Genomic DNA, 15,982 nt, shown 5'->3' with positions numbered 1-15,982 from the left:
AAGCATAAAATATAAAACATTATGAAATCTTTGAGAGAATTATACAGAATCGGCAAAGGCCCCTCGTCAAGCCATACGATGGGTCCGGAGAATGCCGCGCATATTTACGCGAAGGAGCATCCCGACGCAAAAAACTTCGAGGTTACCCTCTACGGAAGCCTTGCGGCCACGGGCAAAGGCCACCTCACCCATCAGGCCATACTGGAAGTGCTGCAACCCATTGCTCCCACCAAGATTGTCTGGAAGCCCACCGTGTTTCTTCCCTTTCATCCGAACGGCATGCTTTTCAAGGCCGACGGCACTCACGACTGGACCGTCTACAGCGTAGGAGGGGGAGCTCTTTCCGAGGGAGAAGCCAAGGCTGACAGATTCTTCACTCCCGAAGTATACCCGATGAACTCGCTGACGGAAATCATGCAATGGTGCGAGAACAGCGGCCGGAGCTATTGGGAGTATGTGGACGAGTGTGAAGATCCGAGCATATGGGAGTATCTACAGACGGTATGGGAAGCCATGCAGGAGAGCGTAGAGCGCGGCATCAACCACGAGGGGCGACTCCCCGGGCCGCTGAACCTGGCCCGAAAGGCATCCACCTATTATATAAAGGCCACCGGATACAAGCAGACCCTCCAGACACGAGGGCTGGTCTATGCCTATGCGCTGGCCGTGAGCGAGGAGAACGCCTCGGGCGAGACCATCGTTACGGCGCCCACCTGCGGCTCGTGCGGGGTTGTGCCTGCCGTTCTCTACCATCTTTCCAAAGGCCATAGCTTCAGCGACACCCACATTCTCCATGCATTAGCCACGGCCGGCCTCTTCGGGAACATCGTCAAGCAGAATGCTTCCATCTCCGGGGCAGAGGTGGGCTGCCAGGGCGAAGTCGGCGTGGCCTGCGCCATGGCATCGGCAGCGGCATGCCAGCTCTTCGGCGGAAGCCCCTCTCAAATAGAGTATGCGGCCGAGATGGGACTGGAACATCACTTGGGAATGACCTGCGATCCTGTATGCGGACTTGTCCAGATACCCTGCATAGAGCGTAATGCCTTTGCCGCGACACGGGCCCTCGACGCCAACCTCTACGCCGCTTTCTCCGACGGCAAGCACCGGGTGAGCTTCGACCGTGTCGTAGAAGTGATGAAGCAGACCGGCCACGACCTGCCCTCCCTCTACAAGGAGACCGGCACGGGAGGCCTGGCCAAAGACTATCATCAGGACTGACGATGGTATTCCAGTATATACTTCTCGCCGTCATCCTCACGCTTTGTGTGGCCTGGCTCATACGATACCTGTACCGGGAGTATAGGCAGAACCTGAAATGCAGAAACTACGGGTGCGCCGGATGCGCCTTTTATGAGAAATGCAAGAAGGCAAGAAAAAAGTAAAGGGAAAATTTGCAATTCCCAATATTTTGCCTTATCTTTGCACAAGCAAACCCTAATGGGGGCACAGGGTACCTTGTCCGAACGGTTAGGTAACGGTCTGCAAAACCGTTCAAAGCGGTTCGACTCCGCTAGGTACCTCATCAGAAATCCGAAAGCCGGCGGCTTTCGGATTTTCCTTTAACGGCTGTCGATACTCTTACACGCTGTGTGTAACAGGATTACAAGCTGTGTGTAATCGTGTTACACGCCGCTTGTAACACCCCGTGAAGCCAAGCTCGGTCGCCACGGTTACAACCTGCAATCCCCGATAATATCAAGGCAATCCCTGCAGAGAGCGGTGATATAGTCCCAGTCGGCCGACTCCACCTTGTCCTTCGGGAAAAGTTTCGAGCCCATGCCGACACAGTAAGCTCCGGCCTTAAACCAACTCTCAAGGTTCTCTCTCATCGGGGCAACGCCGCCCGTAACCATGATTTTGGTCCATGGGCATGGCGCCATCAGGTCTTTCACCATCTTAGGACCATAGACATCTCCCGGAAACAGTTTGGTCAGATCCGACCCCAACTCCTGCGCCTTGCCGATTTCGCTCACGCTCCCGCAGCCCGGACAGTAAGGTATCAGCCGCCGGTTGCAGACGGGTGAGATTTCGGGATTGAAGAGCGGGCCGACCACGAAATCAGCCCCCAGCTGTATATAGAGCGCCGCTGTGGCGGGATCGACGACAGAGCCGATGCCCAATGCCAGCTCCGGACATTCCCGGTCGGCCCACTTCACCAGCTCGCCGAACACCTCATGGGCAAAGTCGCCGCGGTTGGTAAACTCAAAAGCCCTCACTCCACCTTCGTAGCAGGCTCCCAGGACATGCTTGGCTGTCTCTATATCCTTATTGTAAAAGACCGGAACCATGCCCGTATCTCCTATTTTCCTCAAGACTGCTATCTTATCAAATTTTGCCATCTTCGTTTCTTATGCTTAACCTGTTTGTATTCTCTTCTCATCTTTGCACACGCCCGTTGGCGTTTCCATGAGCCAGGGCCTCCACCTCGTCGGCACCGACAAGGTTAAAATCGCCGTCTATCGTATGCTTCAAGGCCGAGGCTGCCACGGCAAATTCCAGAGCCTCTCCTTGCGTCGGCTTCGTGAGCAAGCCATGGATAAGGCCGCCTGAGAAAGAATCGCCGCCGCCAACCCTGTCTATAATCGGGTTGATGTCATACCGCCGGCTCTCATAGAACTCCCTGCCATCGTATATGAGAGCCTTCCATCCGTTGCGGGTGGCCGAATACGACTCCCGCAAGGTGGAGGCTACATACTTGAACCCGAACTCCTCCCTCATCTGCCCGAATATCTTGTGGTAGCCGGCAGCATCGGTCCTGGCTCCCTCGACATCGGCATCCGGCTTGAAGCCCAAGCAGAGCTGGGCGTCCTCCTCGTTGCCGATGCACACATCCACATACTCCATCAGCGGCCGCATGATGGAGATGGCCTTCTCCGAAGTCCATAGTTTCTTGCGGAAGTTAAGGTCTACGGATATGGTTACGCCATGTCGCTTCGCAGCCTTGCAGGCCTGTTTGGTCAGCTCGGCAGCCCTGTCGGAGATTGCCGGAGTAATCCCGCTCCAATGAAACCAGCGGGCGCCGCTCATGATTTCATCAAAGTCGAAGTCGGCCGGTCCTGCCTCGGCAATGGAGGAATGGGCGCGGTCATAGATCACTTTGCTCGGGCGCATAGAGGCTCCCGTCTCTGCATAATAAAGCCCGATGCGACTGCCGCCGCGGGCAATATAGGCGGTGTTGACTCCATATCGACGCAGTGCATTGACGGCCATCTGGCCGATTTCATGTGCGGGGAGCTTCGTAACGAAGCAGGCTTCATGCCCATAGTTCGCAAGACTCACGGCGACATTGGCCTCTCCCCCGCCCGGAATGATACGGAACGCATCCGACTGGATGAAACGATTGCTGCCGACGGGCGACAGGCGGAGCATTATCTCGCCGAAGGTGATTATCTTTGCCATTTCTTAATCCTTTAAAATGTATTTTCTTGGGTTAGACATTGCAAAAATAAGATAATTCTGCGACATTCTCAAGGAATTTCCTTATTTTTGCACGAAGATTCTCCGGAAAGAAGTCAAAAGCATGTAATCACGGCCTCAGGCCAAGTGCATTCAGCCTTTAGAAATGCATATCTATTATCTGATAAACAAAAAAAATAGAATATATCATAGTATATGGAAAGGACATGGAGATGGTTTGGCAAAAACGACAAGATAACGCTTGCCATGCTAAAGCAAATAGGAGTGGAAGGGATTGTTACGGCACTTCATGAAGTGCCGTTAGGCGAAGTCTGGACAAGAGAGGCCATTCATGACCTGAGAAGCTACATCGAGAGTTACGGAATGCGATGGAGCGTCGTGGAGTCGCTTCCCGTTACGGAGACCATCAAATACGGGGGGCCTGACCGCGACCGGCAGATCGAAGTCTACAAAGAAAGTCTGCGGAATCTCGCCGACGAGGGCATTCACACCGTCTGCTATAATTTTATGCCCGTGCTTGACTGGGCACGCACCGACCTTAACCATCCGAATCCAAACGGAACGACAAACCTCTATTTCAGCTGGGCCGAGTTTGCCTACTTCGACATCCACATCCTGAACCGCAAAGGGGCAGAAACCGACTGGGACCAGAGGGGCAGGCAGATGAACCGCAACATCCTGAAAGAAGTGGAAGAACTGAAAGCGAGGATGACACCGGCGGATGAACACAAGCTCGTGGAAAACATCATCGTGAAGACGCAGGGATTCGTCAGCGGCAACATCAAGGAGGGAGATGAGCATCCCGTGGAGCTTTTCCGACAGCTTCTCATTCTATATAAAGGAGTCGACAAGGGCCAGCTGCGCGAGAACATGCGATATTTCCTCGAGGCCATCATGCCCGTATGCGACGAGCGCGACATGTATATGTGCGTTCATCCGGACGATCCCCCGTTCCCTATCCTCGACCTTCCCCGCATCGTAACCTGCGACGAGGACATCAGGTGGTTTCTGAATGCCGTACCCGACAGGCACAATGGCCTCACCTTCTGCGCCGGAAGCTTGTCGGCGGGGGCGCATAACAACCTGACGGAACTTGCCAACAAGTATGCCGCACGCACTTGGTTCGTACACCTGCGGTCGTGCCACATTTTCCCTAACGGAGACTTTACGGAGGCAAGTCATCTTGGTGGCCGTGCCGACATGATAGAATTAGTCCGTATTTTTGAAAGAGAAGAACAAAGACGAAGCAGCAACCCCAACATAGCCCGACTGCCCATGCGCGTCGACCACGGAATGACCATGCTCGGCGATGCCGACCGGGGATATAACGCAGGCTATTCTTTTCTTGGCAGGATGTTTGCCATGGGGCAGATTCAGGGGGTCATCGCCACGGTGGACAAGGAATTAGGCATCGAATATAAACAACCTGGATTTTACGAATAAACTCATCCCATATGAAAAACTTATTTGATATCAAAGGCCATGTAGTGGTCATTACTGGTGGTACAGGCGTATTAGGGCGCTGTATTGGGAAGTATCTTGCCGGACAAGGTGCCAAGGTCGCGGTCTTGGGGCGCAAGCAAGAAGTTGGAAACCGAATCGTGGAAAGTATTAAAGCCGACGGCGGAATTGCCAAGTTCTATCAAACAGATGTCATGGACATGGGCGTCATAGAACAAAATTGCAGGGACATCCTTGCGGACTTCGGCAGAGTCGACGCACTCCTCAATGCGGCCGGAGGCAACATGCCGGGGGCAACCATCGGGCCTGATCAGAACTTCTTTGATCTCGATCCGGGACAATTTCAGGAAGTGCTGAATCTCAATCTTGCCGGAACGGTTATCCCCACGCAGGTTTTCCTCAAGCCTATGGTACAACAGAAAAAAGGGGCGATTGTCAACTTCTCCAGCATGGCGGCATTCCGCCCGTTAACCCGAGTCTGTGGATACGGGGCAGCCAAAGCCGGCATCAGCAATTTCACTGCCTACATGGCACACGAGACTGCCCGGAAATTCGGAGAGGGAATTCGCGTAAATGCCATCGCCCCGGGGTTCTTCATCACGGAGCAAAACCGATCGCTGCTGACAAATCCTGACGGGAGCTACACCGAACGGGGAAAAGATGTGATAAGGCAGACACCGTTTGGGCGCATGGGAGAGCCCGAAGAACTCTGCGGCACGATTCATTATCTGATAAGCGATGCCTCTGAGTTTGTTACGGGAACCGTAGCCGTTGTCGACGGCGGATTCAATACATTCGCAATGTAAATCCCCCTGAAAAGATTCGTCTGGCAGGAAGCGGACATCAGCACCATCGAGAAATTGCGGGAAAGCGGAAAGACTTCCGTAAGGTGTAAGGCCTGGAAGAAGTGCGGAAAGCGATTGGTCAGGCCAAGGAGCTTCCTGCCATATTAGACTGCCAATCCTTTTTACGCTACGGGTCTCAAGTCTCTGCAATCCTTGAAATCGGGAGAAACAGAAGCCAGACGCTGACTCCCCACAATCAAAATATCGCCCCTCAAGACAGGAAAGCGATGTCCCTTTATCATTCTTTTTTCTTTACACCACAAAGAAGACTGAAATCCTCATTCACTCCCTGTTGCAAACAAAAAGATTTGATAATTAGGAACTTAGCATGTAAAATGATGCTTTTTTCCGCAAAAAAAGAGCTATAAATTTTCGTTTAAGCGGAAAAACTCGTATATTTGCAAGACCAATGAAGGCAAAAAGTAAAAATTAGTAACAAAATAAAGATAACAAGAAAATGACCAAAGCAGAAATCGTCAGCCAGATTTCAGAACAGACTGGCCTTGCAAAAAAGGATGTAGCCCTCACGATCGAGGCATTCATGAAAGTCGTCAAGGACTCCGTAGCCAAGCACAAGGAAGATGTATCACTGAGAGGATTCGGTACCTTTATCGTCAAGCATCGCGCAGCCAAGACGGGTCGCGACATGCAGAAGAACATCACCATCCGCGTGGAGGCACACGACATTCCCGGCTTCAAGCCATCCAAGGAATTCACTGCTTTGATGAACGACTAATTGGTCGGCAAATTCAAAATAACATTATATCAAACATTTAATTTTTAAAAAGCTATGCCAAACGGTAAGAAAAAGAAGGGCCACAAGATGGCTACGCATAAGCGTAAAAAGAGATTGCGTAAGAACAGACATAAGAGCAAGTAGATCAAGACTTGGCTCTGAAGCCTATTCATACAGACTATGGGGCGTGTCTCTTGATAGGCATGCCCCTAATTTTTGAAAATAAAGATAACAGAAATGACAAGCGAAGTAGTAATTGATGTACAGCAAAAGGAAATCTCGATAGCTCTGCTGGAAGATAAGAACCTGGTGGAGTATCAGAGTGAGCCGCGCTCGGCCTCCTTCACTGTTGGCAATGTCTACATAGCCAAGGTAAAGAAGCTCATGCCGGGCTTGAACGCATGCTTTGTAGATGTGGGTTATGAGCGCGACGCCTTTCTCCATTATCTTGACCTGGGAAATCAATTCCCCTCTTACGAAAAGTATCTCAAACAGGTACAAAGCGACAGAAAGAAACTTTATCCATTTTCCAAGGCATCACGCCTACCCGACCTGCAGAAAGACGGAAGCGTACAGACAACACTCAAGGCGGGTCAGGAGGTATTGGTGCAGATTGTCAAAGAACCCATTTCGACCAAGGGGCCGCGCCTCACGGGAGAGATCTCGTTTGCCGGAAGGTTCCTGGTCCTCATTCCATTTGGCGATAAAGTTTCCGTTTCTTCTAAAATCAAAAGCGGCGAGGAAAGAGCCCGACTCAAGCAACTCATCCAGAGCATCAAGCCCAAGAACTGCGGCGTAATCGTGCGCACCGTGGCAGAAGGAAAGCGCGTGGCTGAATTGGACGCAGAACTCAAGGTGCTTAACCAGCGATGGGAAGACGCCATCACTAAAGTCCAGAAGACCCAGAAGCGACCGCAGCTTGCGTATGAAGAGACCAGCAGAGCCGTTGCCCTGCTTCGCGACCTCTTCAATCCCAGCTATGAAAACATCTATATCAACGAAGAGAGTGTTTTCAACGAGGTCAAAAGCTATGTCTCACTCATAGCCCCAGAAAAGGCAGGCATAGTAAAACTGTATACGGGCAAGGTACCCATCTTCGACAACTTCAATGTAACGAAGCAGATCAAGTCAAGCTTCGGCAAGACCGTCAACTATCGTCACGGAGCCTATCTCATCATCGAGCATACCGAAGCCATGCATGTGGTGGATGTAAACAGTGGCACCCGGGCAAAGGCCGGCAATGGCCAAGAGCAGAATGCATTAGAGACGAACCTCGGTGCGGCCGACGAACTGGCTCGCCAGCTACGACTACGAGACATGGGAGGAATCATCGTGGTCGACTTCATCGACATGAACCTTGCGGAAGATCGGCAGATGCTCTATGAACGCATGTGCAAGAACATGCAGAAAGACCGCGCCCGCCACAACATCCTGCCGCTGAGCAAATTCGGACTAATGCAGATTACGCGTCAGCGCGTTCGGCCTGCCATGGATGTCAGAGTAGAAGAAACATGCCCGTCGTGCGACGGTACTGGCAAGATCAAGTCCAGCATCCTGTTCACCGATTTGTTAGAGGGAAAGATCGACCGACTGGTCAATAAGATTGGCGTCAAGAAATTCTATCTCCATGTACATCCGTATGTTGCCGCCTTCATCAACCAAGGCGTGGTAAGCCTCAAGAACAAGTGGCAAATCAAATACGGGTTTGGAGTACGCATCGTCCCGTCTCAGAAACTGGCTTTCCTTCAGTATGAGTTCTACGATTCCAAGCGGGAATTCATAGACATGAAGGAAGAAATAGAGACTAAATGATGTCTGCGCGCCCAGTGCGCGCAGACAACCAAGTCCCCATGGACGAACTGGCGGAGCCCGGATTATTATCCGCGTGTTCCGCCAGTTCGTCTATCTACGGGAAATCAAATACTTGCTAACGAGCCTTCCGGTCTATTACCTTCCGGACAGAGCCGTCGCTCATCTTCACAATGCTCACGCCGGAATGCGCCTTGGAGTGCAAGGGCAATTGGCAACCGCCAAGATCATAACGCCTGACAGGCACGGCACTTGGCATGAAAGGCTGATTACCCATACCGAGAGTAGCCTCTACTTTCACCGTATAGGCACAACCGTAATTATTCTTGTAAGCCAGAAAAACTTCGGCCATCTCGCTACTGGGGACGAATACGACATAGTCTGCTTCGGGATTAAGTGCGTTGCTGCCAAGGCTTATCTTGCTACAAGCTATATAAAGTGCATCCAAACTATTACACCCGCTGAAGCAACCCTCAGGTATAACGGGGGTTCCTGAATAGTTAGAATCATAGCTCAGCGTGGCAATCTTCAAGTCTTCGTAGCTTGAAAACTGGTTCGGCAACAAGCCCACATTGCTGACTGTGAGCTGCTTGGTGTTCTCATTTGCCTCAAGATCCTCTCCTGCAAGAGGAGATGCCAGCCGGCGGAAAGCGGGCTCCCAGTAGTTGATATCTGACAGCATGGCTGTTACAAATGCTGCCGGTTGCCCTTGTACGACTGGCGAAATGTCGAGCATGAAGCCATTCTCCGGATTTCCGTTCCGCGGCCTCATCACATATTTTACATTGGCATCCGTCTCTGTTCCACTAAAGGTATAGTCCGTCGAGAAGTGCGAGGCGTCAAGGATGATGTTGCTTGTGCCGGACGACGGATCGCCCTTGGTAAATATAAAGCCCAGACGGTCATTGCCTGCGCCGAAGCCATAATAATGGTCTTCTGCGTCTATCAGCTGATACATAAAGTACAGGCCGTAGGTCTTTCCGTCCTCGAGACTGCCCAGAACATCCTCACCAATCTCCTCTCCCTTGAATTTCTTGTCGAGCATACCACTAACATTGTAGGCAGAAGTATATTCTATGCCGTCTCCATACACTCCCCAGCCCAGTTCCTGAGAGCCTGGTACGATGACAACCTTCTGGATAGATGCCGAGGTTATCTGCATGTTGCTATTGGGCTTCTGGCGAAGGCGGAGCATCCAACTATGGATACTAAGCGAGTTCACCATACCCAAGTCCTGTGTTCCGGAATGGATAGAGCCATCGCCGTTGAACGAAAGCGTCTTCTCTATGCCGTTTGCCAACACGGTAAAGGCAGCGGTAGAGTCGGCAAACCATGTGAACGGCTGTTCGTCTCCCTCTTCCTCCACATCGTCATAGCGAAACTTGATTATGTAATTCTTGCTGTCGTTGCTCCAGTAGAAATAGCTTCCGTCGGCACTCTTCCCACGAAAGAATATCTCTATCTTATAGGTTATTCCTTTCTGCAGCCCGCTGAGCACATCGAGAGGCACAGAGCTCTTCCATATCCCGTTTCCCAAATTCGCCGCCCAGGTGCCTTTCCAGTCATAGACAGGCTCTCCCGAAGCATCATAGATTGTGGTGAACATCGCCACCTCCACGGCCTCTCCGATTACCGCTGCCGTAAAACTGTTAACGGTAAACACGGTATCGTTGCTTGACGAGAGATCGCCCATCTCCTCGGTAAAGCCTGATGCGGGGAGATCCCTGCTGCTGGTCTCATGCTCTCCATCGCCCGTAAGCGTTATGTCTACGCTTACGCCGGTAAATACTGCGGCCTGCATCGTCAACGAGACCATGCCTGCCATTAACAGTAGCATTGTTCTTTGTAGACTTTTTTTTATAATAGCTAAATATTAGGTTTGTTAATATCATGTCAGGTTGATAACTTCAAGAAATATCACCATGTTCAGTACGAAAAGCATCTCACTCCTTCCATTCCGCTTCTAATTTAGCATTTTATTTTATCATCACCAAGATTTCCCTTGCTTTTTTTACGATTTTACAAAACTTTTTTACGAATTGCACTTCATGACATCAACTGCCGCCGCCAAATACAGAGAGCCTATGGATATACAGGTGAAAGGAGAACTCAGAATATCCCAAGTAAAAACTGCCTGTGGCAGACAGCAGGACTACCCACAACGAGTAATGCGATTACTCGTAATGAGTAATCGCATTACAAACGGCGTGTAATCCTGTTACAGACTATATGTAATACGACGAAAGATACTTGGCCGGTGTCCTCTCTTTTTCATACCTTATCCTAATATTCAGCTTCTACCTTTACCGGCCCCAGCAAACCGGCCTCCAAGAGAGGCTCGTCGGGCTTGTAAAAGTCCACCTGCGTCCAAGCTACCGGCCGTGCACCGGGCTGCACATCGCCCACCAGACGATTGTGCCATACATTGACCACCTTTACCTCTAAGGAGTTCCGACCGGGCTTCACGGCATCGGTAACATCTATCCGGAACGGCGCACGCCATGCCACTCCCTGTTTCCGACCGTTCACATAGACTTCGGCCAAATCCCTCACATCGCCCAAATCAAGGACGATACGCTTCGGATAGGCTTTCTGCCCGAAAAGTTTCTTGTCCAGACTAAAGACATTGCTATAGGTTGCCGTACCCGAGAAATACTTAATTCCCATATCCGGGGATGCTGTGTAAGAGGTCAGGGCATCGAAGACCGCTCTCTCCGGTGCTCCTCTCCGATGCTGGAACTTCACCTCCCAAGGAGTCTGAATCTTGGCAAGAACGGTCTTGGAGATTTCGGGGAAGCGGACAAACGGCACATCCGCATCGTCCACAAAGACGATGAACAGCGCATCATAGGGGGTAAACTGCAAGTCTACCACCGTGCGACCATCCCTTGTCTCATAGCTGGCAGGTTCCTTCATACCGGTGTCGGCATGCCATATCTGCGGCTTCTTGCCCGATATGCGGAAAGAAACCTTCGGTCGCAGTATTTCAGGAGTCTGATTGGCTATCCAATAAATCTCCCCTTCCGGCAGATGCCGATGCACATAGCGCAGTTTTTCCTTATTTCCGAGGAAATCGACATCGGGTTCTATTCCTCTTTTGGCAAGAATCTGGCCGAGGGGGAATCCCGTAAAGACATTCTTCCTGCCACTATTCCAAATCTTGTCGACCAGTTCCCGGAACTCTGCCAGAGAACCCTCCCTGCCGGCCAACTGACCGGGCTTGTCGCCACAAATCACGACACCGTCCTCGGCCAACTCTGCTATCTTATGAAGCACAGAAAGCGACATCCGGGCTACATTTGTCAGCTGAAGCACTTGGTATTCCATCCCCGAGGGCGAAAGCAGCTTGCCGCCGCCTGCCATCAGCACCTCTTTCAATGCCGAAGGACTCACGAAATCAAAGGCATAGCCCTGCGGGCAACTGGGGAAACGAGTCATATATTGTCCCGTGATGTTGGTGTCTTCACCGTAATAGACAGCGACATCCGCTACGAAGCGTCCTTGCTGCAACAGATAGCAACTGCGAGAAAGATAATCTGTCCAAACTCTCGCCTGTTCGGCCCATGTCTCATGCCGGTCGAACCATTGCCCATAGACGCCCAGCCCGATGCCCGGGAACTTGTCGTCCACAGGCTGGTGGGGCGATGTGTGAATGACGAAACGGTTCAGGCCGCATGCCATTGCCGCATCGGCCGTAGGCTTCAGCACCGCTGGCGAATAGACCAGGGCACCATCGCGATAGCCGTTGGTCGTAAACGCCTCTGCTGCCGCAATGTTCTGCCCGTAGATGTGAGCCACCGATGCCGACTCGCGTATATCCGACTCGAACTGCGGCTCCGACAGTTTCTTCTGGTTATAGCGCATCCAGATGGCCGACATCGGTATATCCGCCGTACGCTTGCAATCCATGCCGTCGGTCATGTTTGCGCGCCATGCCTCGTGGGACTCCGAATAGCGTTTCAACCCGTATTCTTTCAGGATATCGTTCAACCCGTCATAATGATATTCCGTCATCATCTCGCCAAGAGTCATCCGCCAGTCGAAAAGAAAGCGGTCTGTCTCCTCCGCACTATTGATGACCAGCCCCAACAAAGCGGGCATCCACGGGGTCAGATCGTATCCCCGACGACGCATAAACTCCTTCCTCATGCGGATCGTCCATGTCTGCGGACCAGCCTCATAGCTGTCTGTAAGGATATATTGAATGCCCCGTTTGCCCATCATGCCCTGCGAAGCGTCGAGATAGGTGCACAAATAATTCTTGTAATAGCTCCGGATGGCCTCTGGATCCAATTTGTCCACTTCCAGCCCGGTGGCCTCAAGACTTGCGGGATGGTTGGTCTTTCCTGTCAGGCTATAGCCTATGCGATAAATACGCCAACGGCCTTCCGGAGCTTTCCAGGTCAGCACCCCGTTCCTCACATAGTGCGTTACATCGACGATATTACCAAGAGGAATAGCATCCGTGGTCGAAGGGGTATAAGCAGAACTGGCATAACGATAGAAGGCAAAGGCTGCCTTGTCGGCAGAAAGCTCCACCCGGTTTACGGGGAAAAGCCGCAGCATGGATATCAGAGATGAATCGGTGGCAGAGTTCTTGATGTTCAGGCGGAAATACCTGGCCGTTGTCATGGGGATATTCGCTGTTTTCTCTATGCAGCCCTGATAGCCCAGATCCGTTATCTTGCGGAAATGAATCCCGTCATCACTTGCTGAAAGAGAATAGGACAACGCCTGAATGTCGCCATTCGAGGATACTCCTGACCACTGAAGCGACTTGATGGTCTGCGCTTTGGCAAACTCCACCTGCACCCACGAGTTGCCGTTCTGGTCAGAGGCGATGACGGCTCCGTCCGATATACTGTCATTGCAGAGCTGCTCCAGGGTTACCCGGCCCCGGCTGGCAGTTACCACCGGCCGCAACTCCCGCATCGGAACATCTTCCTCGCTCACCTTCACGGCCAATACGGCAATGTCCTGATAGAACTTACGCGACATGAAAACCTGCGAGATATAGTCGGAAGCCATATGGTAATCCTGAAACTTTCCTGTAACATCAAAGCCTTCGGGCAGGCGCAGCTTCAGCTTCCCGCCACCCTGAATATCCACTTCCCGCCAGACGATTTTCTTCATTCCGTCTTCATCCTTTACCCAAGGACCTCCCGTCTCGCTCCATCCTGGACTGCTGGCCACGGTTACTTCCATATCCAATGAGTCGGCCACAGTGAGCATATAGTGGAAAGCGTCTTTCCATTCCGGGGTCATATATGCCAGTCGCCGCTTCACTATCTGCGGCGTCTCAAGGCCCGCGTCGAAGTTGTGAAAGCCTGCGATGCCGGAACGCTTCATCCAATGAAGGTCTTTCCAGATGCCGTCTTTGGTAATGTTGCCGTTCATCCAGTGCCACCACACACGCGGACGCGCCGCCTTGTCGGGATTCAAAAAACTCCGATACAAGCCTTCGCTCGTCTGTGCGGATAGCGGAAAAGCTCCTGACAGAATGAGGAGCATGCTTATTAAGGTCGTTTTCATTGTCAGGTTAATTAAGTTGGTTTTATGGGGATTATCTATTGTATCACTTTAAATCTTATCCGAAAGCTGTGCTCCCGTTCATCCCAGTTTGTGCCAAGCATCTCGAAGCGGCCTATCTGCGAGGTGCTGCGCACATGCTTCCCGATGCAGGGGCAGACATCGTAGTCGCCTATCCGCACCAGGCGCAGCGTCTCTGAGGCGTCGTCGGGAAGCCTGTCCAGCTTCACCTCTGCGGGGATATGGTCTCGATTCACGAATTCGAAGCTTACCGGCATGTCCTCCGCAATCAGCTCGTTCATCCTCCGTTCTATCTCGCGCTCTTCCTGTCGGGAGGGCTTATGGTCGAGAACATAGCTGATTTTACTCTTTTTTCTTTCGATATGAGCATGCCTGCCGCGCTCACATCCGAACATTCTTATCATCAGTTGATTGAGCAGATGCTCTGCCGTATGCGCCGGTGGGAACTCATCCTTGTTATGTCCGTTTAAAATAAAGTCGCCGCTCATGATAGCTGCATTTTATAGATGACGCCTCCATAGGCAGGAATCTTGACGCTCAGGGAATTCTCCGCCTTAAGCTCAAGCTCCGCTTCCTCCTTCGTAAGGAGTTCTACGGCAGTGGTTTTCGTTTCTTTTATCTTCAGGAAATCAAAAGCATGCGAAGGTATTCTGACCTCTGCATGCACCTCCGAGGTTGAGAAATTCACGACGACGAGTGCCAGTTTGTCGCCCGTTTTGCGAAGGAAGGCGTATTGCCGGTCGGCAAGCTGCGGGTTCACATACATCAGGTCGAACATGTCGCCATCGGTAAACACACTTTCCGTGGCGGCCAGCCGCATCACCTTTTGATAGATTCCACGCAATTCCGCCTCCTCCCCCGTGAGTCCCCCAGCCTTGAAATATCCCCTCTGGAGGGTGTCCAGAGCCCAATAATCAAAGATGGTGGTGCGCCCGTCGACGCCGGAGAAGCCCTCGTTGTCCATGCCCCGTTCGCCAAACTCCTGTCCGGCGTAGAGCATATAGGGATTCTTGCCGAGCAGGCATGCCACGATATGGGCGGGGACAGCTGCCCTTGCGTTGCCGCAGAAGAAGTCGGACGCAATGCGCTGCTCATCATGATTCTCCAGAAAATAGAGCATCCGGTTGCCGATTCCATCAGTCCGTTGCCATTGTTGGGAAATGGTTGAGGCCGGCCGATGCCCGCAGACCACATCCCGGAGACAATCATACATCCCTACTTTGTCATAGAGAAAGTCGAATCCGGCCGAAAGATAGGTCGTGTAAAGGTCGGGATTGTAAACCTCGCCAATAAACTTCATGTCAGGGTAGAACCTCTTCACCTTTGCCGTGGCATAGCTCCAGAACTGCGGTGGCACCATCTCCGCCATGTCGCAACGGAAAGCGTCTACTCCCTTTGAAGCCCAGAAAAGCAGGATTTCTGTCATCTTCAGCCATGTGTCCGGTATCGGCTCGAAGTGCTCTGAGCGGCCTCCCGCATCACAGTAGTCGATGCCATAATTGAGTTTCACGGTCTCATACCAGTCGTTTCGCCTCGGACGGGCATCAAAGCGGTCGTTGCCCGTGGCCTTGGCAGGTTGCTCATGGTAGGAAACTTCCGTCCCGGAGACGACATTCGAGAGGTCGAGAGGCTGCCCCCAGCAATAATAGAAGTTGTTCGCGGGCGAGAAGTGCATGTGCGCATCATCATTTTCGCCGAGGTCTTGCACGCCTTCCGGCCGACAAACGGAGCGGTATTCGCGCGCCACATGATTGGGAACGAAGTCCATAACGACACCGAGCCCGACGCGGTGAGTGCGCTCTATCAGAGCTTCCCATTCCTCCATGCGGCGGGAAACATCAACGGCCAGATCAGGGTCGACATCATAATAGTCGGTAACGGCATAGGGAGAGCCCGCCTTTCCCTTCACGATCTCCCCATGCTGGCATGGGATTCCGTATAGGGAATAGTCTGTCTGAGAGGCATGGCGGATAACGCCGGTATACCACACGGCGGTCGCACCGAGTCTCTTTATCTGCCTGAGAGTCGGCTCGTCGATGTCGGCAAACTTGCCACAACCGTTCTCGGCAATTGTCCCCCACGCTTTACGCGTGAGGTTACGGTTGCCGAAAAGGCGTGTAAGCAGTTGATAAATGATGATCTTTTTCATGGGGAAGCTCTAAAA

At 52.0% G+C, this 15,982-nt stretch carries 9 protein-coding genes, 1 tRNA gene and 1 pseudogene; 6 read left to right on the top strand and 5 right to left on the bottom strand.

Going from position 1 to position 15,982, the window contains the following annotated elements; all coding sequences use genetic code 11:
- The first annotated feature begins 21 nt into the window (after positions 1–21).
- Both C7120_RS07885 and C7120_RS13915 read left to right on the top strand, forming a co-directional pair.
- Positions 22–1,218 (top strand): L-serine ammonia-lyase, iron-sulfur-dependent, subunit alpha, encoded by a 1,197-nt coding sequence (locus C7120_RS07885; protein WP_107621077.1) that lies wholly within the window; start codon positions 22–24, stop codon positions 1,216–1,218.
- A gap of 231 nt (positions 1,219–1,449) precedes the next feature.
- Positions 1,450–1,520, top strand: a tRNA-Cys gene (locus tag C7120_RS13915).
- Positions 1,521–1,670: 150 nt separating this feature from the next.
- On the opposite strand, the gene C7120_RS07875 is transcribed toward C7120_RS13915, so the two are convergent.
- Both C7120_RS07875 and C7120_RS07870 read right to left on the bottom strand, forming a co-directional pair.
- Positions 1,671–2,339, bottom strand: coding sequence for a bifunctional 4-hydroxy-2-oxoglutarate aldolase/2-dehydro-3-deoxy-phosphogluconate aldolase (locus tag C7120_RS07875; protein ID WP_107621075.1), 669 nt, complete (start codon positions 2,337–2,339; stop codon positions 1,671–1,673).
- Positions 2,340–2,376: 37 nt separating this feature from the next.
- Positions 2,377–3,399, bottom strand: coding sequence for a sugar kinase (locus C7120_RS07870; RefSeq protein ID WP_107621074.1), 1,023 nt, complete (start codon positions 3,397–3,399; stop codon positions 2,377–2,379).
- Between the two features lie 213 nt (positions 3,400–3,612).
- Here C7120_RS07870 and uxuA point away from each other — a divergent pair, with 213 nt between their 5' ends.
- From uxuA to C7120_RS07850, 4 genes are all read left to right on the top strand, one after another.
- Positions 3,613–4,860 carry a mannonate dehydratase gene (gene uxuA / locus C7120_RS07865; protein ID WP_107621073.1) on the top strand — a complete coding sequence of 416 codons (1,248 nt, stop codon included), beginning with the start codon at positions 3,613–3,615 and terminating at the stop codon, positions 4,858–4,860.
- A gap of 11 nt (positions 4,861–4,871) precedes the next feature.
- Complete coding sequence (locus C7120_RS07860; protein WP_107621072.1) at positions 4,872–5,684, top strand: SDR family oxidoreductase; 813 nt, start codon at positions 4,872–4,874, stop codon at positions 5,682–5,684.
- A 496-nt stretch (positions 5,685–6,180) separates the two neighbouring features.
- Complete coding sequence (locus tag C7120_RS07855; protein WP_107621071.1) at positions 6,181–6,459, top strand: HU family DNA-binding protein; 279 nt, start codon at positions 6,181–6,183, stop codon at positions 6,457–6,459.
- A gap of 237 nt (positions 6,460–6,696) precedes the next feature.
- Positions 6,697–8,271 carry an Rne/Rng family ribonuclease gene (locus C7120_RS07850; protein ID WP_107621070.1) on the top strand — a complete coding sequence of 525 codons (1,575 nt, stop codon included), beginning with the start codon at positions 6,697–6,699 and terminating at the stop codon, positions 8,269–8,271.
- 115 nt (positions 8,272–8,386) lie between these two features.
- On the opposite strand, the gene C7120_RS07845 is transcribed toward C7120_RS07850, so the two are convergent.
- The 3 genes and pseudogenes from C7120_RS07845 to C7120_RS07830 all read right to left on the bottom strand — a co-directional run bounded on the left by C7120_RS07845 (position 8,387) and on the right by C7120_RS07830 (position 15,967).
- Entirely contained in the window at positions 8,387–10,105 is a 1,719-nt protein-coding gene (locus tag C7120_RS07845) for a hypothetical protein (RefSeq protein WP_146154222.1), read from the bottom strand.
- Positions 10,106–10,551: 446 nt separating this feature from the next.
- Positions 10,552–13,800 carry a glycosyl hydrolase gene (locus C7120_RS07840; protein ID WP_107621068.1) on the bottom strand — a complete coding sequence of 1,083 codons (3,249 nt, stop codon included), beginning with the start codon at positions 13,798–13,800 and terminating at the stop codon, positions 10,552–10,554.
- 35 nt (positions 13,801–13,835) lie between these two features.
- A pseudogene (locus C7120_RS07830) lies at positions 13,836–15,967 on the bottom strand (alpha-amylase family glycosyl hydrolase).
- Positions 15,968–15,982: the final 15 nt, after the last annotated feature.

It is taken from the genome of Prevotella sp. oral taxon 376 (assembly GCF_003043945.1).
GTDB lineage: Bacteria > Bacteroidota > Bacteroidia > Bacteroidales > Bacteroidaceae > Prevotella.
The sequence above is the reverse complement of the archived record's forward strand: the minus strand, read 5'-3'. Positions and strand labels throughout refer to the sequence as shown.